This window comes from Sphingomonas sp. NPDC092440 (assembly GCF_044754985.1).
In the GTDB taxonomy this organism is placed as follows: domain Bacteria; phylum Pseudomonadota; class Alphaproteobacteria; order Sphingomonadales; family Sphingomonadaceae; genus Sphingomonas.
The window spans coordinates 183,427-210,117 of the sequence record NZ_JBIVQA010000004.1 but is presented as its reverse complement, the minus strand read 5'-3'; the positions used below and the strand labels follow the sequence as shown (position 1 = coordinate 210,117).

At 69.3% G+C, this 26,691-nt stretch carries 25 protein-coding genes; 9 read left to right on the top strand and 16 right to left on the bottom strand.

Going from position 1 to position 26,691, the window contains the following annotated elements:
- Positions 1-2: 2 nt before the first annotated feature.
- The 3 genes from ACIQCS_RS08755 to ACIQCS_RS08745 are packed head-to-tail and all read right to left on the bottom strand — an operon-like array spanning position 3 to position 2,895.
- On the bottom strand, positions 3-968 hold the full coding sequence (locus tag ACIQCS_RS08755; protein ID WP_345849623.1) for an MlaD family protein: 966 nt from the start codon (positions 966-968) through the stop codon (positions 3-5).
- Complete coding sequence (locus ACIQCS_RS08750) at positions 968-1,786, bottom strand: ABC transporter ATP-binding protein (protein WP_345849624.1); 819 nt, start codon at positions 1,784-1,786, stop codon at positions 968-970. The genes ACIQCS_RS08755 and ACIQCS_RS08750 overlap by 1 nt, the downstream gene beginning before the upstream one ends.
- Positions 1,783-2,895, bottom strand: coding sequence for an ABC transporter permease (locus ACIQCS_RS08745; RefSeq protein ID WP_345849625.1), 1,113 nt, complete (start codon positions 2,893-2,895; stop codon positions 1,783-1,785). Before ACIQCS_RS08745 ends, ACIQCS_RS08750 begins: the two co-directional genes overlap by 4 nt.
- 61 nt (positions 2,896-2,956) lie before the next feature.
- On the opposite strand from ACIQCS_RS08745, the gene ACIQCS_RS08740 reads away from it, so the two are divergent.
- On the top strand, positions 2,957-3,628 hold the full coding sequence (locus ACIQCS_RS08740; RefSeq protein WP_345849626.1) for an HAD-IB family phosphatase: 672 nt from the start codon (positions 2,957-2,959) through the stop codon (positions 3,626-3,628).
- 30 nt (positions 3,629-3,658) lie between these two features.
- Here the strand turns inward: ACIQCS_RS08740 and ACIQCS_RS08735 are convergent, their stop codons facing one another.
- The 3 genes from ACIQCS_RS08735 to ACIQCS_RS08725 form a co-directional block, all read right to left on the bottom strand.
- Positions 3,659-4,864 carry a DUF445 domain-containing protein gene (locus tag ACIQCS_RS08735; protein WP_345852039.1) on the bottom strand — a complete coding sequence of 402 codons (1,206 nt, stop codon included), beginning with the start codon at positions 4,862-4,864 and terminating at the stop codon, positions 3,659-3,661.
- Between the two features lie 88 nt (positions 4,865-4,952).
- Positions 4,953-8,108 (bottom strand): efflux RND transporter permease subunit, encoded by a 3,156-nt coding sequence (locus ACIQCS_RS08730; RefSeq protein ID WP_345849627.1) that lies wholly within the window; start codon positions 8,106-8,108, stop codon positions 4,953-4,955.
- A 10-nt stretch (positions 8,109-8,118) separates the two neighbouring features.
- Positions 8,119-9,315, bottom strand: coding sequence for an efflux RND transporter periplasmic adaptor subunit (locus ACIQCS_RS08725; RefSeq protein ID WP_401530600.1), 1,197 nt, complete (start codon positions 9,313-9,315; stop codon positions 8,119-8,121).
- Positions 9,316-9,562: 247 nt separating this feature from the next.
- On the opposite strand from ACIQCS_RS08725, the gene ACIQCS_RS08720 reads away from it, so the two are divergent.
- Both ACIQCS_RS08720 and ACIQCS_RS08715 read left to right on the top strand, forming a co-directional pair.
- The gene (locus ACIQCS_RS08720) at positions 9,563-9,823 is read left to right on the top strand and encodes a GlsB/YeaQ/YmgE family stress response membrane protein (protein WP_280277639.1); all 261 of its coding nucleotides are present in this window, start codon (positions 9,563-9,565) and stop codon (positions 9,821-9,823) included.
- A 79-nt stretch (positions 9,824-9,902) separates the two neighbouring features.
- Positions 9,903-10,625, top strand: a complete 723-nt coding sequence (locus ACIQCS_RS08715; RefSeq protein WP_280277640.1) for an SIMPL domain-containing protein — start codon at positions 9,903-9,905, stop codon at positions 10,623-10,625.
- 61 nt (positions 10,626-10,686) lie between these two features.
- Here ACIQCS_RS08715 and ACIQCS_RS08710 read toward each other — a convergent pair whose 3' ends face one another.
- From ACIQCS_RS08710 to ACIQCS_RS08700, 3 genes are all read right to left on the bottom strand, one after another.
- On the bottom strand, positions 10,687-10,944 hold the full coding sequence (locus ACIQCS_RS08710; protein ID WP_345849629.1) for a GlsB/YeaQ/YmgE family stress response membrane protein: 258 nt from the start codon (positions 10,942-10,944) through the stop codon (positions 10,687-10,689).
- Between the two features lie 180 nt (positions 10,945-11,124).
- Entirely contained in the window at positions 11,125-11,424 is a 300-nt protein-coding gene (locus ACIQCS_RS08705) for a DUF1153 domain-containing protein (RefSeq protein ID WP_086127932.1), read from the bottom strand.
- A 104-nt stretch (positions 11,425-11,528) separates the two neighbouring features.
- The gene (locus ACIQCS_RS08700) at positions 11,529-11,756 is read right to left on the bottom strand and encodes a hypothetical protein (protein ID WP_280277645.1); all 228 of its coding nucleotides are present in this window, start codon (positions 11,754-11,756) and stop codon (positions 11,529-11,531) included.
- Between the two features lie 157 nt (positions 11,757-11,913).
- On the opposite strand from ACIQCS_RS08700, the gene mnmA reads away from it, so the two are divergent.
- Complete coding sequence (mnmA, locus tag ACIQCS_RS08695) at positions 11,914-13,023, top strand: tRNA 2-thiouridine(34) synthase MnmA (RefSeq protein WP_345849631.1); 1,110 nt, start codon at positions 11,914-11,916, stop codon at positions 13,021-13,023.
- A 211-nt stretch (positions 13,024-13,234) separates the two neighbouring features.
- Here the strand turns inward: mnmA and ACIQCS_RS08690 are convergent, their stop codons facing one another.
- Positions 13,235-13,513 carry a hypothetical protein gene (locus ACIQCS_RS08690; RefSeq protein WP_345849632.1) on the bottom strand — a complete coding sequence of 93 codons (279 nt, stop codon included), beginning with the start codon at positions 13,511-13,513 and terminating at the stop codon, positions 13,235-13,237.
- Positions 13,514-13,532: 19 nt separating this feature from the next.
- A complete protein-coding gene (locus tag ACIQCS_RS08685; RefSeq protein ID WP_345849633.1) occupies positions 13,533-14,438 on the bottom strand; it encodes an alpha/beta hydrolase in 906 nt (301 codons plus the stop codon).
- A 148-nt stretch (positions 14,439-14,586) separates the two neighbouring features.
- On the opposite strand from ACIQCS_RS08685, the gene ACIQCS_RS08680 reads away from it, so the two are divergent.
- On the top strand, positions 14,587-15,069 hold the full coding sequence (locus ACIQCS_RS08680) for a nuclear transport factor 2 family protein (RefSeq protein WP_345849634.1): 483 nt from the start codon (positions 14,587-14,589) through the stop codon (positions 15,067-15,069).
- 163 nt (positions 15,070-15,232) lie between these two features.
- On the opposite strand, the gene ACIQCS_RS08675 is transcribed toward ACIQCS_RS08680, so the two are convergent.
- From ACIQCS_RS08675 to pdxH, 4 genes are all read right to left on the bottom strand, one after another.
- A complete protein-coding gene (locus ACIQCS_RS08675; RefSeq protein WP_345849635.1) occupies positions 15,233-15,772 on the bottom strand; it encodes a hypothetical protein in 540 nt (179 codons plus the stop codon).
- A gap of 65 nt (positions 15,773-15,837) precedes the next feature.
- On the bottom strand, positions 15,838-16,635 hold the full coding sequence (locus ACIQCS_RS08670) for a PhzF family phenazine biosynthesis protein (RefSeq protein WP_345849636.1): 798 nt from the start codon (positions 16,633-16,635) through the stop codon (positions 15,838-15,840).
- Complete coding sequence (locus ACIQCS_RS08665; RefSeq protein ID WP_345849637.1) at positions 16,636-17,544, bottom strand: cation diffusion facilitator family transporter; 909 nt, start codon at positions 17,542-17,544, stop codon at positions 16,636-16,638. It abuts the gene before it with no gap.
- 10 nt (positions 17,545-17,554) lie between these two features.
- Positions 17,555-18,193, bottom strand: coding sequence for a pyridoxamine 5'-phosphate oxidase (gene pdxH / locus ACIQCS_RS08660; RefSeq protein WP_345849638.1), 639 nt, complete (start codon positions 18,191-18,193; stop codon positions 17,555-17,557).
- Between the two features lie 29 nt (positions 18,194-18,222).
- Between pdxH and ACIQCS_RS08655 the strand changes: the two genes are divergently transcribed.
- A complete protein-coding gene (locus tag ACIQCS_RS08655) occupies positions 18,223-19,083 on the top strand; it encodes a Ku protein (protein WP_345849639.1) in 861 nt (286 codons plus the stop codon).
- A gap of 7 nt (positions 19,084-19,090) precedes the next feature.
- Positions 19,091-21,565 (top strand): DNA ligase D, encoded by a 2,475-nt coding sequence (ligD, locus tag ACIQCS_RS08650; protein WP_345849640.1) that lies wholly within the window; start codon positions 19,091-19,093, stop codon positions 21,563-21,565.
- A 254-nt stretch (positions 21,566-21,819) separates the two neighbouring features.
- Here the strand turns inward: ligD and ACIQCS_RS08645 are convergent, their stop codons facing one another.
- Entirely contained in the window at positions 21,820-22,974 is a 1,155-nt protein-coding gene (locus tag ACIQCS_RS08645) for an acyltransferase (RefSeq protein WP_345849641.1), read from the bottom strand.
- Positions 22,975-23,229: 255 nt separating this feature from the next.
- Here ACIQCS_RS08645 and ACIQCS_RS08640 point away from each other — a divergent pair, with 255 nt between their 5' ends.
- Positions 23,230-25,740, top strand: coding sequence for a circularly permuted type 2 ATP-grasp protein (locus tag ACIQCS_RS08640; protein WP_345849642.1), 2,511 nt, complete (start codon positions 23,230-23,232; stop codon positions 25,738-25,740).
- Positions 25,740-26,630 (top strand): transglutaminase family protein, encoded by an 891-nt coding sequence (locus ACIQCS_RS08635; RefSeq protein ID WP_345849643.1) that lies wholly within the window; start codon positions 25,740-25,742, stop codon positions 26,628-26,630. Before ACIQCS_RS08640 ends, ACIQCS_RS08635 begins: the two co-directional genes overlap by 1 nt.
- The last annotated feature ends 61 nt before the right edge of the window (positions 26,631-26,691 follow it).

Genomic DNA, 26,691 nt, shown 5'->3' with positions numbered 1-26,691 from the left:
CCTCACTTGTTGGGCTTGTAGTCAGGGAGCTTCGGGCTGCCGACCAGGCTGCTCGCGCCGCCCTGGTCGATCTTGTCGGCGACCGAGGACAGCGATTGCGCCATCTGGCGCAGATCCTGGATCAGCTGGCCGATCTCGGGCACGGTCTTCTTCGAAAAGGCCTGCACGCCCGGCCGCGCATCGCCCAGCATCGCCTCGAGCGTGTCCATGCTCTTCTTGGCCGAGGCGATCGTCTGGTTGAGATTGGCGATGGTCGGCTTGACGTCGTCGGCGACCACGCCGTTGGTCGTCTTGGCCAGCTCGCCGATCTGCTCGGTGGCGGTGCCGAACTTCTGGATCGCGACTCGAGTCTCGGCCAGCGTGGCGGCGATCTCGGGCCCGCGATCGGCAAGCGCATCGGTCAGCCGGTTGGTGTTCGCCAGGATGCCGGCGATCGAGGCCTGGTTCTTGTCGCTCATCAGCTCGGTCAGCCGCTCGGTGAGCGTGGTCAGCCGCTCGAGCAGCTTGGGCGCCGAGGAGAAGATCGCGCCGAGGCCGCCCGGCTTGGTCGGGATCACCGGCACGCCGAGCGGGCACGCCGCCTCGGGATGCTCGCGCGGGCATTTGATCGGCGGGGCGCCCTTCACCGCGCCTTCGAGCTGCACGGTGCTGGGGCCGGTGAAGCTGCTCTGGATCGTCGCGGTGGTGCCTTCGAGGATCGGCACTTCGTTGCGCACCGAGACGCGCACGCGCACCAGCTGCGGATCGGGCTTCCAGAACTCGATCGACTTCACCTGGCCCGAAGGCACGCCCGAAAAAGATACCGCCGAGCCCGCGCTGAGCCCGTCGACCGACTGGCGGAAGAAGATGTCGTATTCGCGCTCGTTGCCGCCGCTCAGCCGGGCGAGCCAGACGATGAACAGGGCGAGCACCGCGAGCAGGATCAGCACGACGGCGCCGACGAGCACGTGATTCGATCGAGTTTCCATCAGCCCCTGTCCTCAGCTCGATTCGCCTTGCTGCCGGCGACTGCCGCGCGCCCGCGCGGTCCGTTGAAATATTCCTGGATCCATGGGTGATCCAAGGCGAGCAGCTCGGGAATCGTTCCGACTGCGATCACTTTCCGGTCCGCCAGCACCGCGACCCGGTCGCAGATGGCGTAGAGCGTGTCGAGATCATGCGTGATCAGGAACACGGTGAGCCCCAGCGTCTTCTGGAGCGAAGCGGTAAGCTCGTCGAACGCCGCGGCCCCGATCGGGTCGAGCCCGGCAGTGGGCTCGTCGAGGAACAGCAGCTCGGGATCGAGCGCGAGCGCGCGCGCCAGGCCGGCGCGCTTCTTCATGCCGCCCGAGAGCTCGGCGGGATATTTGGGCGCGGCTTCGGGCGGCAGGCCGGTCATCACGACCTTGTAGGCGCCGATCTCCTCGAGCAGCGCCTGGTCCAGCTGCGGATAATATTCCTTGAGCGGGACCTGGACATTCTCCGACACGGTGAGCGTGGAGAACAGCGCGCCGCCCTGGAAGAGGATGCCCCAGCGCCGGCGGATCGCGGTCGCCTCGGTCTCGTCGCGGCCGATCGTGTTCTCGCCGAACACTTCGATCTCGCCCTCCATCGGCGTCTGCAGCCCGATGATCGAGCGCATCAGCACCGACTTGCCGGTGCCCGAGCCGCCGACCACGCCGAGTATCTCGCCGCGGCGCACGTCGAGATTCAGCCCGTCATGGACGATCTGGTCGCCGAAGCCGTTCTTCAGATCGCGCACGCGGATGACGATGTCGTCCGGCGCGGAGGCGGCGGAGTCGCTCATATCCACCCGATCTGGCTGAAGAAGACGGCGAAGAAGGCGTCGAGCACGATGACCAGGAAGATCGCCTGGACCACCGCGGTGGTGGTGCGCCGGCCGACCTGCTCGGCATCGCCCTCCACCTGCATGCCCTGGAAACAGCCGGCGATGGCGATGATCGCACCGAACACCGGCGCCTTGATCAGCCCGACCCAGAGATCGTTGAGCGGCACCACTTCGCGGACGCGCTGGACGAAGGTGATCGGCGGGATGCCCAGCTGGACCCAGCAGAGCAAGCCGCCGCCGATGATCGCGATCAGCGCGGAATAGAAGCCGAGCAGCGGCAGCATCGTCACCACCGCGATCGTGCGCGGCACCACCAGCGCTTCCATCGGCGAGACGCCGATCGTGCGCATCGCGTCGATCTCCTCGGTGAGCTTCATCGTGCCGATCTGGGCGGCGAAGGCCGATCCGGAGCGGCCGGCGACCATGATCGCGGTCATCAGGATGCCGAGCTCGCGCAAGGTGATCCGGCCGACCAGGTTGATCGTATAGACTTCGGCGCCGAACTGGCGGAGCTGCACCGCGCCCTGCTGCGCGATCACCACGCCGATCAGGAAGCTCATCAGCCCGATGATGCCGAGCGCGGAGACGCCGACCACTTCGAAGCGATGGACCGTCGCATGGAAGCGGAAGCGGCGCGGATGCGTCGCCACGTTCCAGAAGGCGATCACCGTGGCGCCGAGAAAGCCGAGCAGGCCGTAGAGCGTGTGCACCGCGGTGAATATCGCATCGCCGATCTCGGCGAGCAGATGGATGAAGGGACTCTCCGGCTTGGGCGGCAGCTCGATCGGATGCTCGGCGGCGACGACCTGGTCGAACAGATGCTGACTGGCCGGCTGGAGACCCTCGACCGCGGCTTCCCGGTCGCGGGCGAAGCGATGGATCACCCAGGCACCGACCGTGTCGATCCGCTCGACCTTCGACAGGTCGAGCCGGGCGACCTCGCCGTCGACACGGTCGAGCCGGTCGGGAAGGTCGCCCAGGCTGGCGAGCGACAAATTGCCGGTGAAGCGGAGCACTGCCCCGCCGCTGTCGGAATCAACCCGTTCGAAGTCGGCCAGGACGCTCATCGCCGGCACCTTTCCGCGATTCGGGCTGGATCGGCAAGCGTTGCCGCTCGTAGATGCTTCAATGCAGTTTCTCGCAATCTACGACATGGACAAGACCATCACCGCGGCGCCCACCTGGACGCGCTTCCTGGCGATGGCGGCGCGGGTCCGGGCCCCCTGGCGGCTGGCATTGTTTCCGGCGCTGGGCGTGGCCGGGATCGCCTATCTGCTCAAGCTGACCGATCGCGCCGGCCTCAAGCAATTCTCGCAGCGGCTGCTGCTGGGCGGGGCCTTGCCCCCCGAGGAGATGGCGCGCGTGGCGGAGGCGTTCGCCGCGCGCGAAGCGGCGCATGGCGTGCTGCACGGCGCGCGCGCGCGGATCGCGGCGGACCGCGCGGCGGGCTATCGCCTCGTCATGGCGACCGCCTCGCACGGCTATTACGCCGCCGCGATCGGGCACCTGCTGGGCTTTGACGATGTGATCGCAACCGAAGCGAAGCGCGATGGGCAAGGCCGGATTCTCTCCCTGATCGAGGGGGATAACTGTTACGGGCCCGCAAAGCTCCGCCGGATCGAAAGCTGGATGGCGGGGCAGGGAATCGCGCGCGGCGGCGCCCATGTCCGCGCCTATTCGGATCATGTCTCGGACGCGCCCCTGCTCGGCTGGGCGGACGAGGGATTCGCGGTCAATGCGCATGGGCGGCTGCGCAGGCTGGCCGCGGAGCAGGGCTGGCCGCTGCTCGACTGGCGATAGGTTCGCGGCGCGTCGGGCGAGGGGCATGGGCTAGAGAAACGCGTCGACCGTGTGGATGAGCACGCCGACCAGCCCGCCCACCAGGGTGCCGTTGATCCGGATATATTGGAGGTCGCGGCCAACGGCATTCTCCAGCCGGCCGGTGATCGTCCGCGCGTCCCAGCCCTTGATCGTGTCGGAGACGAGGCGGACGATGCCGTCGCCATAATCGGCCGCCGCGCCGACGGCGCTGCGCCGGGCGAAGCGGTTGATCGTCTCGGCGAGCTTGCGATCCTGCTGCAGCGTGACGCCGAACTGGCGCAGCGTCTCGCCCATCCGCCCGCCCAGGGCCCTGCCGGGATCGCGGGCAAGGCGGAGCAGGGCGACACGGCTCGTCTCCCACAGCCCGTCGATCCAGCGCTGAAAGGCCTGGTTCTCGAGCATCTCGAGCTTGAACGCCTCCACCTTCTCGCGCAGCTCGGGCTTGTGCTGCAGGTCATGGGCGAGCCGTTCCAGCCCCTCCTCGGCCTTGGCGCGCAGCGGATGGGCCGGGTCCTCGGCCATTTCGCCGAGCAGCTTGTCGAGCCCCTCGATGATCTTGCTGGCCAGCGTCTCGTCGAGCCCGGTCCAGCGCATGACCGTGCCGGCGCGGTTGTGGACCATCTCGCGGATCATGTGCTCGTTGGCGGCGAGCACCTTGGCCGCCCAGCGGATCATGCCGTCGAGCAGCGGCAGGTGGCGGCCATTGGCGATGGCGGCGCCGAGCGCCTGGCCGAACAGCGGCGCCACGTCGATGGCGCGCAGCCGCGCGGCGATCGCGCCCTTGGCCATGCCGCCCAGCCGCTCCTGGTCGAGCGATTCGAGGAAATCGGCGGCCAGGCGCCCCGCGCTGCGCCCGATCCGGCCATCGGCGTGCACCGGGTTGGCGAGCCAGCGCCCCGCCGCGCCGGCCACGTCGAGCCGCTGCATCCGCCGGGCGACCACCTTGGGGGTGAGGAAATTGTCGCGCAGGAACTGGGCGAGCGTGCTCGCGATCCGGTCCTTGTTGCGCGGGATGATCGCGGTGTGGGGAATGGGCAGGCGGAGCGGGTGGCGGAACAGCGCCGTCACCGCGAACCAGTCGGCCAGCCCGCCCACCATCGCCGCCTCGGCAAAGGCGCGGACATAGCCGATCGCCGGATGCGCATGGTCGAAGGCGCGGGTGAGGAGGAACAGGGCGGCCATCGCCACCAGCAGGCCGGTCGCGACCAGCCGCATCCGGCGCAGGCCGGCCGAGACCGGCTCGGACGATTGGGGAGTGCGCAACATGGTCACGCACTCCCCAATACATCAGACGGGATCAAGTTCACTCCGCGGGTTGCGGCGCATCGTCCCCGGGCTTGTGCTCGATCGTGCCGCCGCCATGGCCATGGCCGATGACGCGGCTGCCGTCGTCGCCCGGCCGGAAGGTGAGCAGGCGGCGCGACAGGCGCGGCCCGAGCCATTGCTCGAGCCCGACCGCCAGGCTGAACAGCGCCGGCACCATCACCAGCGTGAGCAGCGTCGACAGGATCAGGCCGCCGATCACGGTGATGCCCATCGGCGCGCGCCACGAGCCGTCGCCGTTGAGCGAGAGCGCGGTCGGGATCATGCCGGCGACCATCGCCACCGTGGTCATCAGGATCGGCTGGGCGCGCTTGTGCCCGGCATCGACGATCGCAGTGAACTTGTCGACGCCCTTGGCCATCTCCTCCAGCGCGAAGTCGATCAGCAGGATCGAGTTCTTCGCGACGATGCCGAACAGCATCAGCGCGCCGATCAGCACCGGCATCGAGATCGGCTGGCCGGCGATCCACAGCGCGATCAGCCCGCCCAGCGGCGCGTTGAGCAGCGAGCCCATGTTGACCAGCGGCGACATGAAGCGGCGATAGAGCAGCACCAGCACCGCGAAGACCAGGAACACGCCCGACATCAGCGCGATGACGAAGTTCTTCACCATCTCCGCCTGCCACTTGGCGCTGCCGACGGTCATTTCCGCCACGCCGATCGGCAGGGCCTTCATGATCGGCAGCTGGTGGATCTTCTCGAGCGCCACGCCCGAGACCACGGCCTTGCCCGTCTTGGGATCGGTCGCCAGGTCGGCACCGACGACGACGCGCCGCTGCAGGTTCAGGCGCTCGATCTTGGTCGGGCCGGTGCCGAAGGCGATGTCCGCCACGGTGCCGAGCTGGACCGAGCCGCCATTCTGCGTCTGCACCGGCAGGTTCTTGATCGTGTCGAGCTTGGCGCGGGCATTCTCCTGGAGCGCCACCCGGATCGGGATCTGGCGATCCGTCAGCGAGAATTTCGCGCTGTTCTGGTCGATGTCGCCCAGCGTCGCGATGCGGATGGCGCTGGAGAGCGCCGCCGTGGTGACGCCGAGGTTCGCCGCCAGGTCGAGCCGGGGCTTGATCACGATCTCGGGCCGGTTGAGGTCGCCGGCGATGCGCGGCGCCACCAGCTCCGGCATCTTCGACATCTGCTCGACCAGCGTGAGCGCGGTCTTGGTGAGCAGCGCGGGATCCTCGCCGCCGAGCGTGATGGTCAGCGCGCGGCCGCTCGAGCCCCAGCCGCCCTGGGCACGGAAGCCCACCCGCGCATCGGGGATCTTGAGCAGTTCCGGCGCGAGGCGGCGCGTGAACGCGTCGCTCGTCTCGGTGCGCTTGTCCTTGAAGATGACCAGCACGCGGCCATTGCCGACGCCCGCACGCTCGTAGAGATTCTCCACGTTCGGCTCGGTGCGCAGCCGCTCGGCGACCTGGCGGACGACGCGATCGGTCTGCTCGAGCGTGGTGCCCGGCACCATCTCGACATTGACGCTCACCTGGTCCTCGTCCTGCGTCGGCTGGAAAGTCATCGGCAGGATGAAGAAGAAGCTGACGGTCATCACCAGCGACAGGAAGAAGCCGAGGATCGCCGACCAGCGATGCCGCAGCGTCCAGCGCAGCAGCTTCACATAGGCGTCCATGATCCGGCCCTCGCCGTGCGAGGCATGGCCCTTGGCCTTGAGGAAATAGGCCGCGATCATCGGCGTGACGAGGCGCGCCACGGCAAGGCTCATCAGCACCGAGGCGACCACGGTCAGGCCGAAATTCTTGAAGAACTGGCCCGAGATGCCCGGCATCAGGCCGACGGGCAGGAACACCGCGACGATCGACATGGTGGTGGCGAGCACCGCGATGCCGATCTCGTCGGCCGCGTCGATCGACGCCTGATAGGCCGATTTGCCCATGCGCATGTGCCGGACGATGTTCTCGATCTCCACGATCGCGTCGTCCACGAGCACGCCCGCCACCAGCGACAGCGCGAGCAGGGTCATCTGGTTCAGCGTGAAGCCCAGCAGGTCCATGAACCAGAAGGCCGGGATCGAGGAAAGCGGGATGGCGAGCGCCGAGATCACCGTCGCGCGCCAGTCGCGCAGGAAGATGAACACCACGATGACGGCGAGGACGGCGCCCTCGATCATCGCCTCCATCGCCGAATCATATTGCTGCTCGGCGTATTTGCTCCAATTGGCCAGCAGCTCGAAATGAACCTTGTCGTTGTTCTTCTCGAGCTGCTTCAGCTTCTTCTGGGCTTCGTGATAGATCGTCACGTCCGAGGCGCCCTTGGCGCGCTGGATGTCGAACGAGATCACCGCATGGCCGTTGAACCGCGCCGCGCTGCGCAGTTCGGCATAGCTGTCGGTCACGCTGGCGATGTCGGCCAGGCGGACGGTGCGGCCGCCGCCGAGCGCGATCTGGGTCTGGCCCAGCGTATAGGCGTCCTTGGCGTTGCCGAGCACGCGGACCGACTGCTCATAGCCGGAAATCTCGGCGCGCCCGCCCGCCGCGTTCATGTTCACCTGGCGCAGCTGCTGGTTCACCTGGCTGGCGGTGAGGCCATAGGACTGGAGCCTGGCGGGATCGAGCTGGACGCGGATCTCGCGGTTGACGCCGCCATTGCGGTTCACCGCCGACATGCCCTCGATCGAGAGCAGGCTCTTGGCGACCGTGTTGTCGATGTACCAGCTCAGCTGCTCGACGGTCATGTCGGGCGCGATCGCGGTGAAGCTGGCGATGTCGTTGTCGCTGGCCGAATCGACGCGGCCGATCTGCGGCTCCAGGATGCCGTCGGGCAGGTTGCCGCGAACCTGCTGGATCGCGCTGCGCACATCCTCCACCGCGCGGTCGATCGGCGTGCCGATCGCCAGCTGCACGACAGTGGTCGAATTGCCCTCGGTCACCGTCGAGTTGATCTCGTCGATGCCCTGCAGGCTGCGCACGGCGCTTTCCACCTGCTGGGTGATCTGGGTCTCGAGCTCGCTCGGCGCTGCGCCCGGCTGGCTGATCGAGATCCAGACGACCGGGAAGTCGATGTCCGGATTGTTGTTCACGTCCATCCGCGAGAAGCTGACCAGCCCCGCGACGGTGAGGAACAGGAACAGGACGATCGGCGGAACCGGGTTCCGGATCGCCCAGGCGGAGATGTTCCGGAAGCTCATCGCGAGGATCCTATTGCTTCTTGAGGGGCTGGGGGATGACCTTCTGCCCCGGATTCAGGAAGGCGCCCGCAGTGAGCACCACGCGCTCGCTGCCGCTCAGGCCCCGGGCGATCGAGACGCCCGCATCGGTCACCTCGCCGGTGACGACGGGGGTGCGGACGGCCTGGTTCTTGGCGTCGAGCGTGTAGACATAGTTGCCCTGCGCGTCGGTCTGGATCGCCGACTGGGGCAGGATCACCGCATCCTGCGCGCCCGTGATGATCTGCGTGCTGGCGAAGCCGCCCGGGCGCAGCGCCGGATCATAGCTGAGCTGGATGCGGGCGATGCCCTGGCGAGTGCTCGGATCGATCACCGGCGAGACCTGCCACACCGTGCCGCTGAACACCTGGGTGCTGCCGGTCGGCGTCACCTGGGCGGTGGAGCCGACATGGGTGCGCAGGAGATCCGCCTCGGCCAGCTGTGCGCGCAGCTCCATCTGGCCGCCCATCGCCATGCGGAAGAGCACGCCCGAGCCGCCGCTGACGATCTGGCCCGGCTCGACCTGGCGGGTGAGCACCAGGCCGGCTTCCGGCGCGCGAATGTCGAGCCGGTGGTTGCGCGCCTGAGTCTCGGCCAGCTGGGCGCGGGCGACGCGGACCCGGGCGGAGGCCTGGTCGCGCGCGGCGGTCAGCCGGTCGATATCGGCCTTGGAGACGAAGCCGTTCGAGACCAGGGCCTTTGCGCGATCGAGATTGGCCTGGGCGAGCTTGGCGTCGGCTTCGGAAACGCGCACCGAGGCGGAGAGCGAATCGGCGGTCTGCACCTGGACCGAACGGTCGACGGTGGCGAGGACCTGCCCCTTGGCGACCCAGGTGCCCGGCTCGACGAGCACGCGGGTGACCAGGCCGCCTTCGCCGACCACGCCCACCGGCATCTCGCGCTTGGCGGCGAGGCTGCCGGTGCCGCTGATCACTGTCTGGACCGCCTGGCGGCCGGGAACGGCGATGGTGACCGTGGGGATCTGGGACTGGTTGGCCTGCTGGGACCCGCCCTTGCCCGCTGCCTTGCTGGCGGCGCCGTCCTGCTTGCCCATCATGAAAAACGCGGCAATGCCGATCAGCACCACTGCGGCCAGCGTGATCCACAGCCAGCGCCGCGACTTCGGCGCGTCCTCGCCACTATATTCCAGCCGCTCCCGTCGTCCGAACATCCCTGCCTCGTAATTCATGTGCGACATTCCGATCCGGCCGAATGGCCGCTGCCCCCAAATGAGATCGCACTGTATTAGATGAATAAGGCACCGGCCACAAGAGCCGTTTCGCTTGGGGCGGGCAAATGCCCGTTTCGGCCTTATTTCGCAAGTATCGGGAATGTCTCCCGAACCATTTCCAGCAAGAAACGGTTGCAATGACGGCGTTACAGCGCGACGTTCGCGCGCGGTCCGGGGGAGACGGGCCGAATCGAGGAGGGATTCAATGCCTCATGGGATTATCGGATGGCTGCTCATCGGCCTCGTCGCCGGAGCGCTTGGCAAGCTGATCATGCCGGGCAAGGACCCTGGCGGCGTGATCGTCACGATCCTGATCGGCATCGCCGGTGCGCTGCTGGCCTTTTACCTGACGCCGATGCTCGGCCTGGAGGTGCGGGACAGCACCTGGCAGGCCTATGCCGCGGCGACGGTCGGCTCGGTGGTGCTGCTGGCGCTGTACCGGCTGGTCATGGTCCGCCGGGTCTGAGGGCCTGTTTTCGTTCAGCTTCCATTTGTCCCGCGTGCGGCAAGGCCGGCGCGGGACAAATCGTTTTTGGAGCGTATCGATGATTCGGACTGTTCTTGCCACTTCCGCCGCACTGCTCACGGTCGCGGCCTTGCCCGCTGCCGCGCAGCAGGAAATGCGCCCCGTGCTGCTCGACGGCACGGTGCTGGACGTGAGCGCCACCGGGATCAGCACGCGCGTGCCCGACCTGGCGGTGATCCAGGCCGGCGTGGTCACTCAGGCGGCCACCGCCGCGGAGGCGATGCAGCAGAACAGCGCGCGGATGACCAAGGTGCTGGCCGCGCTGCGCAAGGCCGGCATCGCCGAGCGCGACATCCAGACCGCGACGATCGGCCTCTCGCCGCAATATCGCTATGCGCAGAACGAGCCGCCGGTGATCACCGGCTACCAGGCCTCGAACCAGGTCTCGGTGCGTTTCCGCGACGTGGCGAAGAGCGGCACGATCCTCGACACGCTGGTGCGCGAGGGCGCCAACAACATCTCCGGCCCCGAGCTGACGGTCGACAAGCCCGAGGGCGCGCTCGACGAGGCCCGGGTGGACGCAGTGACCAAGGCGCGGGCGCGGGCCGAGCTCTATGCCCGGGCGGCGGGGCTCAAGGTCGATCGCATCCTGGCGATCTCGGAGGGCGGGGCGCTGCCCAACCCGCCCATGCCGGTGATGATGATGCGAGTCGCCGCGGCGCCGATGGCGGACAAGACCGAAGTGGCGGCAGGCGAGCGCGAGCTCAACGTCACCGTCACCGTGCGCTTCCTGCTCAAGTAACCGGCCATGAAAAAGGGCCGTCCCTGGCGGGGCGGCCCTTTTTGCATGCGGGCGTCGGGGCTTAGCGCAGCGAGCCGCGGCGGACCAGGTTCACCAGCGCGAGCAGGACGATCGCGCCGACCAGCGACACCAGGAACGTGGTCGGGGTGATCACGCCGCTGTTGATGTCGCCGCTCGAGAACAGCCAGCCGCCGATAAAGGCGCCGACGATCCCGACGATGATGTTCAGGAAAATGCCCTGCTGGGCATCGGTACGCATCACGATGCTGGCGAGCCAGCCGACGACGCCGCCGATGACCAGCCAAACGATAAGACCCACCATAAGTCCCTCCGTTGTTTCGGCCCGTGGATCGGGCGACGGAAAGAAAATGAGTGGACGGTCATGTTGGTTCCGTACCGAAATTTTCGGGCCGTCCGGAACTTTTCGCGGGTTCCCGAAAGAAAAGGGCCCGTCCCGGCATGCCGGGGACGGGCCGATATTGCGCCTCGAGGGAGAGACTCAGTATTTCTGCTGGCGCTCGTAGAGCGAGCGATAATGCTGGATGCGGGTCACGCGCAGGCCCGGCATGCCCGAGCGATCGATCGCGCGCTGCCAGCCCGCGAATTCCTCGACGGTGAGGCCGTAGCGCTCGCAGACTTCGTCGACGCTGAGCAGGCCGCCGTTCACGGCCGCCACCACTTCCGCCTTGCGGCGCACGACCCAGCGAGTCGTCTCGGGCGGGGGCAGCGTCTCGAGCGTGAGCGGCTCGCCAAGGGGCCCAATCACTTTCGCCGGACGGATCTTTTGATTCTCAATCATCTACTCGCCTTTCGGGGCGGGGGGCCCCCGCTACGCAAACTCTGTGAACGACCGATATTCGTTGCACTTGAACATCGGCTAAATCGCCTCGGTAAATTCGATCTTCATTCTTCCCGGCGGCGGGTGAGCGCCCGCGCCGCGAGGCCGTGAAAGGCCCCGTGCGCCGGCGCGAGCAACTGCTCGACCGGCGCGATCAGCGCCAGCCGGGCCTGCGCGCGCGCCGTGGGGCTCGCCGCCTGGCGCGCCGCCACGCCGACCAGCAATACCGCCAGTTCGGTCGGCATGGCCGTGACGGCCACATCGCGTTCCAGTCTGGCGAAACTCAGGTCCACGCTCTCTTACCCATCCGACAGGTCGATTTCGGATGAGGCGTTCTAGCCCAAAGTCTTGAAGGGTCCGTAAAGCAGGTGAAAACGAGGGCTTAACCAGCGTTACCGGAATCCCACCGGGGTGGCGCGCGGCCGCGCGAGCGCCTAAATGCCCGCGATCATGACTGCAGGAGACTTCCAGCTCGAAGCGCCGCTCAAGGCCAGGCGCATCGTCGTCGCCATGTCGGGCGGCGTCGATTCCTCCGTCGTCGCCGCGCTCGCCGCGGCCACCGGCGCCGAGACGATCGGCGTGACGCTCCAGCTCTACGACCATGGCGAGGCAGTGGGCCGCGCCGGCTCCTGCTGCGCCGGCCGCGACATCCGCGACGCGCGGGCGGTGTGCGACCGGCTGGGGATCGCGCACTATGTCTTCGACCATGCCTCGCGCTTCAAGACCGAGGTGATCGACGATTTCGCCGACGAATATCTTGCCGGCCGCACGCCGATTCCCTGCGTGAAGTGCAACATGGGGCCCAAGTTCACCGACCTGTTCGCGCTGGCCCGCGACCTGGGCGCCGATTGCCTCGCCACCGGCCATTATGTGCGCCGCGTCCCGGGGCCGCAGGGCGCCGAGCTGCACCGCGCGCACGATCCGGCGCGCGACCAGAGCTATTTCCTGTTCGCCACCACGGCGGCGCAGCTCGATTTCCTGCGCTTTCCGCTGGGCGGCATGCCCAAGCCGCAGGTGCGCGAGCTCGCCGCCGAGCTGGGCCTGGGCGTCGCCGGCAAGCCCGACAGCCAGGACATCTGCTTCGTCCCCGATGGCGACTATGCCAGCCTGGTGAAGAAGCTGCGCCCCGAGGCGGAGACGGGCGGCGATATCGTCGACGAGGCCGGCAGGCTGCTCGGGCGGCACCGGGGCCTGATCCATTTCACCGTGGGCCAGCGCCGCGGGCTCGAGATCGGCGGCGCGCCCGAGCCCTATTATGTCCTGCGGCTGGATCCCGCGACCCGGCAGGTCGTGGTCGGCCCCAAGCGGGCGCTGGCGGTGCGCGCGGCGCGGATCGAGGGGATCAACTGGCTGGGCGGCGACCATGCCGGGCCGCTCACCGCCAAGGTGCGCAGCCTCGCCAGGCCGGTGCCGGCCCGGCTGGAGGGTGACCGCGTGGTGTTCGAGGCGCCCGAATATGGCGTCGCGCCCGGCCAGGCCGCCGTGCTCTATGCCGGCGAGCGCGTGCTGGGCGGCGGCTGGATCGCCGAGACCGAGCGGGCCGAGCTGCTGCCGGCCTGAAGCGCGCGGAAGTTTACGAAGCATACGCCACGGGGGACCGGTTTCGCTCTCCGCGCGCGCCTGGCCGGCCCCGGCGGCGGCGCGGAAAGTCGCAAGAGTCCCGACCCCATCGCGCGCGGCCCGGCATGGGCGCCCGCCGGGGCGACGAGCCGCGAAGGGAACGAAGGAGGCGCACCGGGGCTGCATCCGCCAGCTTGGAGCAGAGGAAACCCTACATTGCCAGTCCGGCCGTTTTCCCATCGGCGATCGCATCGGCTGCAAACGCATCCGCCAGCAGTTGCGGCGTTTGCCGGAACTCGATCGTCACCCCGGAACGAGTCGGCGATTGTCCCGATGAGCCAAGGCATTCCCAATAGCCGCCATCCCCGCGCAGGCGGGGATGACGGAAGAGTTCGCGGGGATGACGGACGAGGGCGTGTTTGTCTTTGCGGGGCAAACGTCGCCACCGCTGGCGGATGTATTTGCAATCGACGGGATCGCCCTCTCCCATGGGAAGCGGGGCGCCCGGCCTATTTCAGGAAGGCGACGATCGCGTCGGAAGTGGCTTGGGGCTGTTCCTCCATCAGCCAATGGCCCGATGCGGGAATCACTACCTGAGTAACGTTGGTCGCGGCGGCGCGCGCCACCGTCGCCATGGTCGGCCCGAACGACTTCTCCCCGCCGATCGCCAGCACCGGCATGGTCAGCTTGCCCCGGGCGAGCAGCGCCCGATCGTCGATCACGTCCTGGTCGAACGCGGCGAACTGGCTGAACCCGGCATGCATCGCGCCGGGCAGCGCATAGAGCGCGGCATAATGGACGCGCGAGGCTTCGTCGAACGTCGCCGGATCGGCCGAGAACTCGTTCCAGAAGCGATCGAGATAGATGCGCTCGCGCCCGGCGACGAGGCGCTCCATGTCCGGGCCGCCGAAGCGAAAATGCCAGAGCAGCGGATTCTGGAGGATCTCCTGCCACGGGCCGATGCCCGGGATCGGCGCGTCCATCAGCACGAAATGCGGGACGCGCGCCGGATAGCGGGCGACAAAGGCATAGCCGACCATGTTGCCGATATCGTGCGCCACCACATCGACCCGGTCGACGCCGAGCGCGGCGAGCACGCCGGCGACGTCCTCCGCCTGGGTCTTCTTGTCATAGCCGCCCGCCGGCTTGGCCGAGAGGCCCAGTCCGCGCAGATCGGGCACGATCACGCGGTGGTTGCGCACCAGCCGCGCGGCCAGCGGCTCCCACATGTCGCCGGTCTCGCCATAGCCGTGCAGCAGCGGCACCGCCGGCCCGGTGCCGCCGACGCGGACATGGAGGGTGGTGCCGTTGGTCGCGATATCCCGCGTGGTGAATTCGGCGGGATAGGGCGCCACCTGCGCCTCCGCCGGTGCGGCGCATGCGAGCGCCAGGGCCGCCAAGCCATATTTCCACATCGCGCTTCTCCTCCGCGGAGGGACGATGATTCGCCCGGACCGGGATGATGACTCCGAAACGACCCGCGCGCCAACCCCGTCCGGCAGCGGCGCTTTGCGCAGGCGGCGCGCGCCGTGCCATAGGCATCTGGCACACAAGGAGAAACGCATGTTCCTGGCCGCCGCGCTCGCGCTGCTCGCTCCCCAGTCCGCGCCCGCTTCCCCGGATTCGGCGCTGCTCGCCGAAGTGAAGGCCGCCGATGCCGCGCTGTTCGACACCTTCTTCGAGCGCTGCGATCCCGCCCGGCTGGCATCGCTGGTGACGCCCGATTTCGAGATGTATCACGACAAGGACGGCGTGGTGGCGACCAGCGGCGCGGCGTTCGTCGCGCTCTATGCCAAGCAGTGCGAGGCGCGAAAGGCGCCCGGCGCTTGGCGCAGCCGCCGCGCATTGCTGCCCGTGTCGCTGCGCGTCGATCCGGTGCCGGGCTATGGCGCGATCGAGGAAGGCGACCATTTCTTCTACGAGCGGCGCGGCGACGGGCCGGAGAAGCTGGTGGGCCGCGCGCATTTCGTCCAGCTGTGGAAGAAGGCGCCGGACGGCTGGCGGGTGGCGCGGATCCTCAGCTATGCGCACCAGGCGGTGGATTAGGATCACGACCCGATCAGCAAACCCCGTCATCCTCGCCTGCGCGGGGATGGCGAGATAAATCAAAGCCTTGATCGGGTTTTGACGCTAGGTTGGCGACTCATATTCCCTCCCTCGTCATCCCGCACGGGCGGCGATGACCGGGTTTGCCGACCGAGTCCCGAGCCTAGCGCCTTTCCGGCTTCGGCTTTCCGGCGAGGATCTTTCGAACCGCGTCCGCATCGCCGCCAGCGGCCGGGAGGAGGAACGGGCTGGAGCAGGGCGCCTGCAGCAGCGTCGGCAAATCGGCGCGTGGGGCTGGAAAGATCGTGGCGCTCGGCCCGCGCAGGGGCGGTATCGGCCGGGCCGGATTGCGCAGCGCAATCAGATAGGGACCGGGGCCCATGCTTTCCGGCTCGTCGAAGGTCGAATTGTCCCAAGTGACCGAGAGGCGCCTTGGCGCCCTGCCCAGCAGCACCTGGTCGACGACCACCTCGAATCGGGCATAGTCCCAGATCGGCCCCGGGCTCTTCACCACCTGGTCGGCTTTCCTGCCCGTGGGATCGTGCCGGATGATCCGATATTTCTCCACGCGCCCGATCACGACCGTGTCGGCATAACGGACATCCTCGGCCTGCAGCGGAACGAACGTCATGCAGGCCTGGGCGGGGACGGCACCGGCAATGATGGCGATCGTCAGTGTGCCCGCGTGCCAGAGATGGCGCATCTGCCTTGTCCTCCGTTTGCCGGGAGACCGCATTCCGCAAAGCCCGGCCCGGCGCAATGCCGCGTCTATAGCGCGAATTCGCCCATGATCACCGTCGCGCATCTGCCGCCCAGGATCACCCGGTCGCCGGCCAGCCCGCAGGCGAGATGGCCGCCGCGCTTCGAGGCCTGGAAGGCGCTGAACGTGTCGCGGCCCAGGCGCTTCGCCCAATAGGGCGCGAGCACCGAATGCGCCGATCCGGTGACCGGATCCTCGTCGATGCCCGCGGCGGGTGCGAAGACGCGGCTGATCACGTCCGTCTCGGTGCCCGGCGCCGTCACGATGTTGAGCGTGTCGCCGATCGCGGCGAGCGCGGCGAAATCGGGGCGCAGCGCCAGCACCGCCTCGGCGCTTTCCAGCACGGTCAGGCCATAGCCATTGGGATGGCGCAGCGTCTCGCCCAGGCCGACGCCGAGCGCGGCGAGCAGGCCGGGCACCTCGGCCGGCGCGGGCGGATAGGCGGGCAGGGCCATCGCATAGCCGCCGCCGGCTTCGTCGCGGCGCACTTCGAGAATGCCGGCCTTGCGGGTGCGGAAAGTGACGCGATCGCGCGCCGGATCGGCGGAAAGGACGAAATGCCCGCTCGCCAGCGTCGCATGGCCGCATAGCGCGACTTCGACGGCGGGAGTGAACCAGCGTAGCTCGAAGTCCGCCGCGCCGCTCGCATCGGGCAGAAGGAACGCCGTCTCGGAGAGGTTGTTCTCCTCCGCGATCTGCTGGAGCACCGCGTCCGCCAGCCACTCGCGCAGCGGCATGACCGCGGCGGGATTGCCGGTGAAGGGGCGGTCGGCAAAGGCGTCGATCTGGGCGAAAGGCAGGTGCACTCAGTTGTCCTTCAGCAGATTGGCTTCGATCATCGGGTTCTCGGGCGCGTCGCAATGGCCCTCGGGATCGACATGGATCAGGATCTCGGTGCCCGGAAAGGCGGCGCCCAGCTCCTGCTCCAGCGCCTCGACCACGTCGTGCGCCTGCTGGATCGTCATCGCCGGGTTCATCGATATGTGGAACTGGACGAAGTCGGCGGCGCCGCTGCTGCGGGTGCGCAGGTCGTGCAGGCTCTTGAGCGCCGGATTGCGCGCGGCGACCTCGACAAAGGCGCGGCGCTTCTCCTCGGGCCATTCCTTGTCCATCAGCTGGTCGATCGCCGCCTCGCTGGCGCGCCAGGCGCCGAACAGCAGCCAGAAGGCGATGGCGATGCCGAACACCGGGTCGGCACCGACCATGCCCCAGGCATCGAGCACCAGCGCGACGATCACCGCGCCGTTGAGCAGCAGGTCCGACGTATAATGGATCCGGTCGGCGCCGATCGCGACCGATCCGGTGCGGGCGATGACATGCTGCTGGTAGCGGGTGAGCGTGAGCGTGACCAGGATCGCGACCATGCTCACCGCGATGCCCGATTCGGGCGAGGCGGAGACCTCGCCGCCCTGCAGCCGCTCGATCGCGCGCACCAGGATGGCGAGGGCGGAGATGGCGATCACCACCACTTGGAAGAGCGCGGCCAGCGCCTCGGCCTTGCCGTGCCCGAAGCGGTGATTCTCGTCGGCCGGCTGCGCGGCCCAGTGGACGCCGCCCAGCGTGACGAGCGAGGCGAACAGGTCGAGCACCGAATCGGCGAGGCTGGCGAGGACCGCCACCGATCCCGTCTCGACCGCGGCCCAGGCCTTGAGCGCGCCGAGCAGGATCGCGCAGCACACGCTGGCGATGGCGGCGCGGCGGGCGAGGTTGGTCATGGCCGGCCGCTCATGGATAGAGCAGGCCTTCGGACCAGTCCTGGCCGGCGCGGGTGAACAGCCGGCGCTCGTGCAGGCGGTGGGCGCGGTCCTGCCAGAATTCGATCCGGTGCGGCGTGACGCGGTAGCCGCCCCAGTGCGGCGGGCGGGGAACGTCCCCGCCCTCGAAGCGCGCCTTCGCTTCCGCGAAGCGGGCCTCGAAGGTCTCGCGGGCATCGAGCGGGCGCGACTGGTCCGAGGCCCAGGCGCCGAGCTGCGAATCGCGGGCGCGGGTGGCGAAATAGGCATCGCTCTCGGCATCGGTGGCGAAGCGCACGCTGCCCTCGATGCGGACCTGGCGGCGCAGCGATTTCCAGTGGAAGAGCAGGGCGACGCTGGCGCCGTCGCGCAGGTCCTGCGCCTTGCGGCTCTCGCGGTTGGTGTAGAAGACGAAGCCGTCCGGGCCATGGCCCTTGAGCAGCACCATCCGGGCGGAGGGCTGGCCGTCCGCGCTCACCGTCGCCAGCGTCATCGCGTTGGAATCATTGGGCTCGCTTTCGCGGGCTTCGCGGTACCAGGCGTCGAACAGGTCGAAGGGATCGGTGCGCATGGCAGGGGCTGTAATCGCCCCCCGGGCGAGTGTCGAGGAACGACTCCCCGGCTGGCACATTGAATCGGCTTCGCAACGAGGAGAGCGACATGCCCGCGCGCGCCTATTGGCAGGGACAGATCAGGCTGGCGCTGGTCTCGATCCCGGTCGAGATCCATGCCGCGACCCGATCGGGCGCGCAGATCGCCTTCCACCAGATCCACGAACCGAGCGGCAGGCGGATCCGGTACGAGAAGGTCGCCCCCGGGGTGGGGCCGGTCGAGCCCGAGGAGATCGTCAAGGGCTATGAGGTGGAGAAGGGCGAATATGTCCTGCTCACCCAGGACGAGATCGATGCGGTGAAGCTCGAATCGAAGAAGACGCTCGAGCTCACCCGCTTCGTCGACATGGACGAGATCGACGTGCTCTATTTCGAGCGGCCCTATTTCGTGGTGCCGGCGGACGACCTGGCCGAGGAGGCGTTCATCGTGCTGCGCGAGGCGCTCCGGCGCACCCGCAAGGTGGGGCTGGGCCAGCTGGCGATGCGCGGGCGCGAATATGTCGTCAGCCTCAAGCCGTGCGGCCGCGGCATGGTGCTGGAGACGCTGCGCTATGCCGACGAGGTCAACAAGGCGCAGGGCTATTTCCGCGACATCCCGGACGATGCGCCCGATCCCGAGCTGCTCGGGCTGGCGGAGAGCCTGATCGAGAAGAAGGTGGCGAAGTTCGATCCCCGCATGTTCCACGACCGCTATGTCGATGCGCTCAAGGACCTGATCGCGCGCAAGCGGAAGGCCAGGGGCCGCAAGATCATCGAGGACAAGGACGACGGCAAGGCGAGCCGCGGCTCGAACGTGGTCGATCTGATGGCCGCCCTCAAGAAGTCGCTCGAGAAGCCCGCGGCGAAGCCGGGCAAGGCAGTGAAGGCCAGGCCGGCCGCCAAGGCATCGGCGAAGAAGCGCGCGGGATGACGGATTGATGGCCAAGCCTTCCGACCCCCTCGCCAAATATAATGCCAAGCGCGATTTCGCGAAGACGGCCGAGCCCGCCGGCAGGCCGGCCCGGGGCGGCGGCCGTCGCTTCATCGTCCAGAAGCACGACGCCACCCGCCTCCACTGGGACTTCCGGCTGGAGATGGACGGCGTGCTCAAGAGCTGGGCGGTGACGCGCGGGCCGAGCCTGGACCCCGCCGAGAAGCGCCTCGCGGTGCGCACCGAGGATCATCCGCTTTCCTATGCCGATTTCGAGGGCACGATCCCCAGGGGCGAATATGGCGGCGGCACGGTGATGCTGTGGGACGATGGGACCTGGGCGCCGGTCGACGGGAAAAGCGCGACGGACCTGGCGAAGGGCCATCTCCATTTCACCCTGGACGGCGAACGGATGAAGGGCGAGTGGCTGCTGATCCGCCTGAAGCCGCGCGGTCGCGAGAAGCGCGAGAACTGGCTGCTGCGCAAGATCGACGATCCCCATGCCGGCGCGACCGATGTGCTGGTCGAGACCGGGCTGACCAGCGTGAAGACGGGGCGGACGATGCAGGAGATCGCGGCCGGCGCGAAGCCGGCCGCGAAAGCGCCGTCCCGGCGCCAGCCGCGATCCCGGGCGGACGGCGCCACCGCGCGAGACCCCGCGGTTCGCCGCGGGGGCGGGAAGAATCCGAAATTTCGCCCGCCCCAGCTCGCCACGCTGGTCGACACCGTGCCCGCGGGCAACCAGTGGCTGCACGAGGTGAAATATGACGGCTATCGTGCCTTGCTCAGTCTCGGCGACGAGGGGCCGAGGATCTATACCCGCACCGGGCTCGACTGGACCGATCGCTTCCCCGGCATCGCCGAAGCCGCCAGGGGGCTCCCCGGTCCGGCGCTGATCGACGGCGAGATCGTCGCCTTCAAGGACGGCAGGCCCGATTTCTCGACCTTGCAGGAAGCGCTGTCGCGCGGCGGCGGCGACCTGACCCTGTTCGCCTTCGACCTGCTCGACGCGGACGGCGAGGACCTGGCGAAGCGCCCCCAGCGCGCCCGCAAGGAGCGGCTGCGCGCGCTGCTGGAGGGAGCGGACCAGCGCATCCGCTTCTCCGAGCATGTGCTGGGCAGCGGCGAGAAGCTGTTCGAGGCGATGTGCCGCGAAGGCTATGAAGGCGTGGTCTCCAAGCGTGCCGATGCGCCCTATCGCGGCGCGCGGACCAGCGCCTGGCGCAAGACCAAATGCCTGTGCCGGCAGGAATTCGTGATCCTCGGCTGGCTGCCGTCCGCCGCCAGGGGGCGCGGCTTCCGCTCGCTGCTGCTCGGGGCGCACGGGCCCGGCGGGCTCGCCTATGCCGGCAAGGTCGGTACCGGGTTCGGCATGGCGGCGATGCGGGAGCTGCGCGCGCGGCTGGACGGGATCGCGGCGCAGCAGCCCGCCGCCAAGGTCCCGCGCGCCGAGGCGCGCGGCGCGCGCTGGGTGAAGCCCCGGCTGGTCGCCGAGATCGCGTTCAGCGAATTCACCGCCGACAATCTCCTGCGCCATGCCAGTTTTCTCGGCCTGCGCGAGGACAAGCCGGCGAAGGAGGTCGTGATGGAGAAGCCCGTGCCGTTGCCCGAGCCGCCCGGCGCGTCGATCGGGATCAGCAGCCGCGACCGCGTGATCTTCCCCGGCGACGGCCTGACCAAGGGCGACCTGGCCGATTATTATCTCGCCGTCGCTCCGATCCTGCTGCCCTGGCTCGCCAACCGGCCGATCAGCCTGGTCCGCTGCCCCCAGGGGCGGGCGCGGCAATGTTTCTTCCAGAAGCACGACGCCGGCAGCTTCGGCGCGCATGTCCACCATGTCGACGTGCGCGAGAAGGACGGGTCGGTCGAGCCCTATCTCTATGTCGACGATGCCGACGGGATCCTGGCCTGTGTCCAGATGGGGACGATCGAGTTTCATGGCTGGGGCAGCCTGGCCGCCGATATCGAAAAGCCCGACCGGCTGGTGTTCGACCTCGATCCCGACGAGGGGCTCGACTGGGCCGATGTGCGCAAGGCCGCGGCCGATCTTAAGGAGCATCTCGCCGAGCTGGGGCTGACCAGCTGGCCGATGCTGTCGGGCGGGAAGGGCGTGCACGTGGTGGTGCCGCTGGCGCCGAAGGCGGAATGGCCCGAGGCCCGGAGCTTTTGCGAGCGCTTCGCCCGCGCGCTCGCCGAAGCCGAGCCGGACCGCTTCACCGCCAACCTCAAGAAGGTGCACCGCAAGGGCAGGATCTTCATCGACTATCTGCGCAACCAGCGCGGCAGCACGGCGGTGCTGCCCTATGTGGTCCGCGCCCGCGAAGGCGCGCCGGTCGCGGCGCCGGTCAGCTGGAGCGAGCTGCGCGACATCGACGGCCCCGGGCACTTCACGCTTCGGGACGGGGCCGGGCTGATCGAGCGCGCGACCGGGCGGGCGCTCGCGGGCTGGGGGCTGGCCGACCAGGTGCTGCCTGACGTCTAGGGTGAGGACCCGAACGCGCCTTTGAAACTACGCCGTCATCTTTGAAACTACGCCCGTCATCCCCGCGCTGGCGGGGATCCAGGGCCAGGGGCAAGGGGCGTGAGGCTCGCCTTGCCGTTTCCGGCAAGCATGCGCGTGATTGCTTCGATCATCCCGTACCACCCTGGATCCCCGCCTGCGCGGGGATGACAGTGAAGAATAACGGGGACGGTGAAGATCGGCGGGGATGACGGTGGAGAATATGAGCTCCCAGCCTATCCCCGTCGGCGCAGCCGGGCCCCCAGCCATGCCCGGATCGGCAGGTCCCACCAGCCATGGGCCAGCCAGGCCACCAGCAGCAGGAACGGCACCAGCGCGACGCCGATCGCAACGAGCGCGCCCTGCGAGGCGTGGCCGGCCGCGACGAAGTTCATCCAGACATAGAGGAAGGGGAAATGAGTGATGTAGATCGGATAGGAGATGCGCCCGCTCGCCTTGCACAGCCACAGCATGCCGCGCCCGGGCTCGGAATGACGGCCGGCGACGAGGATCGCGGGAAACAGCAGGATGACGACCAGCGCCTCGTAGAGCCCGTTGAGCTTGATGCCGCCGATGGTCGGCAGCGTGGGCGCGGCGATCGCCGCGAGCATCGCCAGCGACAGGGGTAGCCAGCCGATCCGCACCTTCGGCAGGCGCTCGCGCACCCGATAGAGCCACAGGCCGGTGAGGAACGGAAAGAACAGGCGCACCGGCGCCATCCAGAAGGTCTCCCAATAGGAGCCCTGGTCCAGCGTGCCCTGCATCACGGCGCCGGCCGTCAGCGCCACGCCGCTCGCCCCCGCCAGCAGGGCGAGCCATGTCGCCGGCAGCCGGCGCAGCACCAGCGCATAGGCGAGATTGCCGAGATATTCCTGGAACAGCGTCCAGATCGGTCCGTTCAGCGGGTGGGTGTCGGTCCAGCGATTGGGCAGCGGCCAGCTCGGCAGCGCGAACAGGCACAGGGCGAAGGCGACCAGCACCTGCCGCAGCGGCACTGCCTGGGCCTGGCCGGCAAAGGGATCGAGCAGATAGCTGGCCAGCCCGAGCAGCGCGCCGAGGATGACGAGCGGATGCAGCCGGATCAGGCGCAGCGCGAGGAAACCGCCCGTGCGCATCCTTCCCCAGCGATCGTCATAGGCATAGCCGATCACGAACCCCGACAGCGCGAAGAAGAAGTCCACGGCGAGCGGTGCATGGTGCAGCACCACGCGGGCGCCGTCCCATTTCACCGTGATGCCCTGGATGTGGAAGAGCACCACGATCAGCGCGGCGGTGCCGCGCAGGCCGTCCAGCACCTCGAAATGCGCCTTGCCGGTCGCCGTCCGGTCGGGCGCACCCGACCGCTCCCCGGCGATCGCGTCGCCCATTGCCCTGTCAGCGCTGTCGGCCACGCGGCCCCCCTCCCTGGTGCTTTGTCCGGATTGGTGTCCGCTCGCCGGGCAAACTGCAAGGCCGATCGCGATCCTCGCCCGTCGAGAATGCGCCGGCGCAGCTGGGCGGCCAGGGCGTAGCGAGCGTGATGCAGGTCCCGACGCGCATCTTCGTGCGCGGAACCGAACCGGGGGCGCCGCCCCGTGCGGCGCATCCCATGTTGCCATGCAGCAGGGATTCCCGCACTAGGTCCCCGGGATAGCTGGGGACGAAGCTTGGCGAGCAGCGCCGCACCTCTGTTCGACGCGCGGACGATCGCCGATCGGTGGATCGCGGATTATTGCGCGGCCGGCAGCGCGGAGGACGCGCTCCGCGCCCGGGCCGCGGGCGATGTGCTCTGCGCCCGAGCCGCGGGCGACGCCGCCTGGCCGGCGGTGCTCGAGGAGCTGGCCCGGCTCGCGGGCGAGAATCTCGAAGGCGCGCGCGAGCGCGCGCGCCGCCATGCCGAGGACATCGGCACCGGCTTCCGCGTCGCCGGCGAAGGCGAGGAACGCCCCTGGCCGCTCTCCCCGGTGCCGCTGCTGATTCCGGAGGCCGAATGGCGAGGCATCGCCGCCGGCATCGTCCAGCGCGCCGAGGTGATGGAGCGGGTGCTCGCCGACCTCTATGGCGAGGCGCGGCTGGTCGCCGACGGGCATGTGCCGGCCGCGCTCGTCACCGGCAGCCCCTTCTTCCTGCGTCCGCTCGCCAATCTCGTGCCGCCGGGCGGCTGCCACCTCCAGGCGGTGGCGATCGACCTGGGCCGCGGCCCGGACGGCGCCTGGCGCGTGCTCGCCGATCATCTGCGCGCGCCGGCCGGGGCCGGCTATGCGCTCGAGAACCGGCTGGCGATGGCGCAGACGCTGGATGGGCTCCAGACCCGGCTCGACATCGCCCGGCACGCGCCCTTCTTCGCTGCCTTTCGCGAGGGCCTGGCCGCGCGCTGCCGGCGTGCCGAACCCCGTATCGCGCTGCTCACGCCCGGCCGGCTCGATCCCAGCTATGCCGAGCAGGCGCATCTCGCCCGCTATCTCGGCTGGCTGCTGGTCGAGGGCGGCGACCTCGCGGTGCTCGACGAGCGGCTCTATGTCCGCACCATCGCCGGGCTGAAGCGGGTGGACGCGTTGTGGCGCCGGCTCGACCCGCGCCTGCTCGATCCGCTGGCGCTCGACAGCCATTCGACGACCGGCGTGCCGGGGCTGATCGATGCGATGGCCGCGGGCAATGTCGTGATCGCCAACGCGCCGGGCGCGGGGCTGCTCGAGGCGCCGGCCTTCGCCGCCTTCCTGCCGCGGCTGGCCGAGCTGCTGACCGGAGAGCCGCTGCAACTGCCCGGCATCGCCACCCGGTGGTGCGGCGAGGATGGCGCGCGCGCGCATGTCGAGGCGGCGCTCGACACGCTGCTCGTCGCGCCGGCCTTCGGCGTCGCGCCGCTCGGCCTGCCCGAGGGGAAGCCGGTGCTCGGCTCGGCGCTCCAGGGCGAGGCGCGTGCCGGGTTGCTCGCCGACATGGCGCGCCGGCCGCAGGACTATGTCGGCCAGGAGGTCTTCCATCTCTCGACCATGCCGGTGGTGGCCGAGGGCCGGCTCGCCGCGCGCCCGTTCACGCTGCGCGTGTTCGCCGCGCGCGGGGCGGACGGCGCCTGGACGGTGCTCCCCGGCGGGTTCGCCCGGATCGGGGAGCATGCCGATGCGCGGGCCGCGGTGATGGGCGAGGGCATGTGGTCGGCGGACGTCTGCGTCCATGGTTCCGATCCCGTCGAGCCGGTCTCGCTGCTGCCCTCGGGCGATTCCACCCGGCTGCGGCGTAATCCGGGCACGCTCCCCAGCCGGGTCGCCGACAATCTGTTCTGGCTCGGCCGCTACCTGGAGCGGGGCGAGGCGCAGCTCGGCGTGATCCGGGTGCTGCTCGGCAACTCGATCAGCGCCGACACCGGCGCCGCCCTCGCCGCGGACACGGTGGGCCGGCTTGCCGACATCCTAGTCGCGGGCAATGCGGCGCCGGCGCCCCGGGCGCTGCGCCGCGCCGACCTGACCGAGCTCGCCCGCGCGGCGCTCGAGGATGGCGGGGGCTGGTACAGCGTTGCCGCGATCAATGCCCAAGCACGGATGATCGGCGCCGTCTCGCGCGATCGGCTGGCGGCGGACATGGCGCGGCTGCTCGACGCGCCGTTTCCGGCGCGCGGGGGGCTGCTCGACAAGGCGGGCTCGCTCCAGCGGCGCTATTCGGCGCTGGCCGGGCTTGCGGCCGAGCATATGGCGCGCACCGATGCCTGGCGCTTCCACGACCTGGGCCGGCGGATCGAGCGGGCGCTGGCGACGCTCCGCTTCCTGCGCGCCTTTGGCCGGGCGGATGCGACCGGCGACGATCTCGGCACCCTGCTCGACCTGGCGGACAGCCAGATCAGCTATCGCCAGCGCTATCTGACCGGAATCGCCCGCGTGCCGGTGCTCGACCTGGTCACGCTCGATCCGGGCAATCCGCGCGGCATCGCCTATCAGGCGGCGGCGATCTCGGGCCATCTGAACGCGCTGCCGGTGCTCTCGGACGACGGGCTGGCCGAGGCGCAGCAGGAACAGGCGCGCGCGCTGGCGGCGATCCTGGTGACCACCCAGGCGGCGCGCATCGACGATGCCTTGCTCGCCGGGCTGGAGCTGCGCCTCGCCCAGCTCTCCGATGCGATCGCCCGGCGCTATTTCCTGCAGGGGGCGGAGCCGCTGCGCGCCGCCGGGCTGGTCCTCGCCTGATGCTCTACCGCATCCGCCACGTGACGCGGTTCGACTATGCCCAGCCGGCGGCGTTCGCGCGCTGCAACCTGCGGCTGAAGCCGATCCTGTGGTCGGGCCAGCAGGTGCTCGACTATGCCCTGTCGGTCGAGCCGGGCGGGCGCGCCTTCCCGGCGCGGGCGGAGGCGGGGCTCGCCAATGTCGTGCGGCTGGTGCTCGAGGCGCCGACCCGCACGCTGACGATCGAGAGCAGCGCGCGCATCCGGGTCGACCGGCCGATCCCGGTGCCGTCGCCGGGCGACCGCACGCTCGCCGAGATCGCCCGGCTGGCGCGCGCAAGCCGCGACGCTTCGCCGGCGGGCCCGGCCGCCTATCTCTTCCCCTCGCCGCAGATCCCGCTGGACGCGGCGATCGCCACATGGTGCGCGTCCGACCTGGCGCCCGATCGGGGCGTGCTCGACGCCGCCCATGCGCTTGCCGTCCGGATCCAGCGCAGTTTCGATTTCGATCCCAGCGCCACGCTGGTCGACACGCCGCCGCGCGCCGCCTTCGACAAGCGGCGGGGCGTCTGCCAGGATTTCGCGCAGATCATGATCTCGGGCCTGCGCGCCGCCGGCCTGCCCGCCGCCTATGCCTCCGGATATCTTCGCACGCTGCCGCCGCCGGGCCGGCCCCGGCTGGTCGGCGCCGATGCGACGCATGCCTGGGTGCTGGTCTGGGCCGGGCCCGAGCTGGGCTGGGTCGGCATCGACCCCACCAACGGCATCTGGATGGCCGAGGACCATGTCGTGGTCGCGATCGGCCGCGACTATGCCGAGATCGCGCCGATCGACGGCATCGTCCTGGGGGCGGGCGCGCAGGACATGCACGTGTCGGTGGATGTCGAGCCGCTGGAGGAGGCGGCGGCATAGGCATTTGTTCCGGGCCGGGAGTTTGCCCCCGGCCCTTGCGTTAGCGGGCGGACACGCCGAA

Excerpts from the sequence above, each read along its gene's own strand:
- ACIQCS_RS08755 (WP_345849623.1), bottom strand. The coding sequence starts at position 968 with ATGGAAACTCGATCGAATCACGTGCTCGTCGGCGCCGTCGTGCTGATC.
- ACIQCS_RS08680 (WP_345849634.1), top strand. The coding sequence starts at position 14,587 with ATGTTCCTGGCCGCCGCGCTCGCGCTGCTCGCTCCCCAGTCCGCGCCC.
- ACIQCS_RS08665 (WP_345849637.1), bottom strand. The coding sequence starts at position 17,544 with ATGACCAACCTCGCCCGCCGCGCCGCCATCGCCAGCGTGTGCTGCGCG.
- ACIQCS_RS08745 (WP_345849625.1), bottom strand. The coding sequence starts at position 2,895 with ATGAGCGTCCTGGCCGACTTCGAACGGGTTGATTCCGACAGCGGCGGG.
- ACIQCS_RS08750 (WP_345849624.1), bottom strand. The coding sequence starts at position 1,786 with ATGAGCGACTCCGCCGCCTCCGCGCCGGACGACATCGTCATCCGCGTG.
- ACIQCS_RS08635 (WP_345849643.1), top strand. The coding sequence starts at position 25,740 with ATGCTCTACCGCATCCGCCACGTGACGCGGTTCGACTATGCCCAGCCG.
- mnmA (WP_345849631.1), top strand. The coding sequence starts at position 11,914 with ATGACTGCAGGAGACTTCCAGCTCGAAGCGCCGCTCAAGGCCAGGCGC.
- ACIQCS_RS08675 (WP_345849635.1), bottom strand. The coding sequence starts at position 15,772 with ATGCGCCATCTCTGGCACGCGGGCACACTGACGATCGCCATCATTGCC.
- ACIQCS_RS08705 (WP_086127932.1), bottom strand. The coding sequence starts at position 11,424 with ATGATTGAGAATCAAAAGATCCGTCCGGCGAAAGTGATTGGGCCCCTT.
- ACIQCS_RS08715 (WP_280277640.1), top strand. The coding sequence starts at position 9,903 with ATGATTCGGACTGTTCTTGCCACTTCCGCCGCACTGCTCACGGTCGCG.
- pdxH (WP_345849638.1), bottom strand. The coding sequence starts at position 18,193 with ATGTGCCAGCCGGGGAGTCGTTCCTCGACACTCGCCCGGGGGGCGATT.
- ACIQCS_RS08730 (WP_345849627.1), bottom strand. The coding sequence starts at position 8,108 with ATGAGCTTCCGGAACATCTCCGCCTGGGCGATCCGGAACCCGGTTCCG.
- ACIQCS_RS08690 (WP_345849632.1), bottom strand. The coding sequence starts at position 13,513 with ATGGGAGAGGGCGATCCCGTCGATTGCAAATACATCCGCCAGCGGTGG.
- ACIQCS_RS08655 (WP_345849639.1), top strand. The coding sequence starts at position 18,223 with ATGCCCGCGCGCGCCTATTGGCAGGGACAGATCAGGCTGGCGCTGGTC.
- ACIQCS_RS08740 (WP_345849626.1), top strand. The coding sequence starts at position 2,957 with ATGCAGTTTCTCGCAATCTACGACATGGACAAGACCATCACCGCGGCG.
- ACIQCS_RS08735 (WP_345852039.1), bottom strand. The coding sequence starts at position 4,864 with ATGCGGCTGGTCGCGACCGGCCTGCTGGTGGCGATGGCCGCCCTGTTC.
- ACIQCS_RS08720 (WP_280277639.1), top strand. The coding sequence starts at position 9,563 with ATGCCTCATGGGATTATCGGATGGCTGCTCATCGGCCTCGTCGCCGGA.
- ACIQCS_RS08725 (WP_401530600.1), bottom strand. The coding sequence starts at position 9,315 with ATGAATTACGAGGCAGGGATGTTCGGACGACGGGAGCGGCTGGAATAT.
- ACIQCS_RS08685 (WP_345849633.1), bottom strand. The coding sequence starts at position 14,438 with ATGTGGAAATATGGCTTGGCGGCCCTGGCGCTCGCATGCGCCGCACCG.
- ligD (WP_345849640.1), top strand. The coding sequence starts at position 19,091 with ATGGCCAAGCCTTCCGACCCCCTCGCCAAATATAATGCCAAGCGCGAT.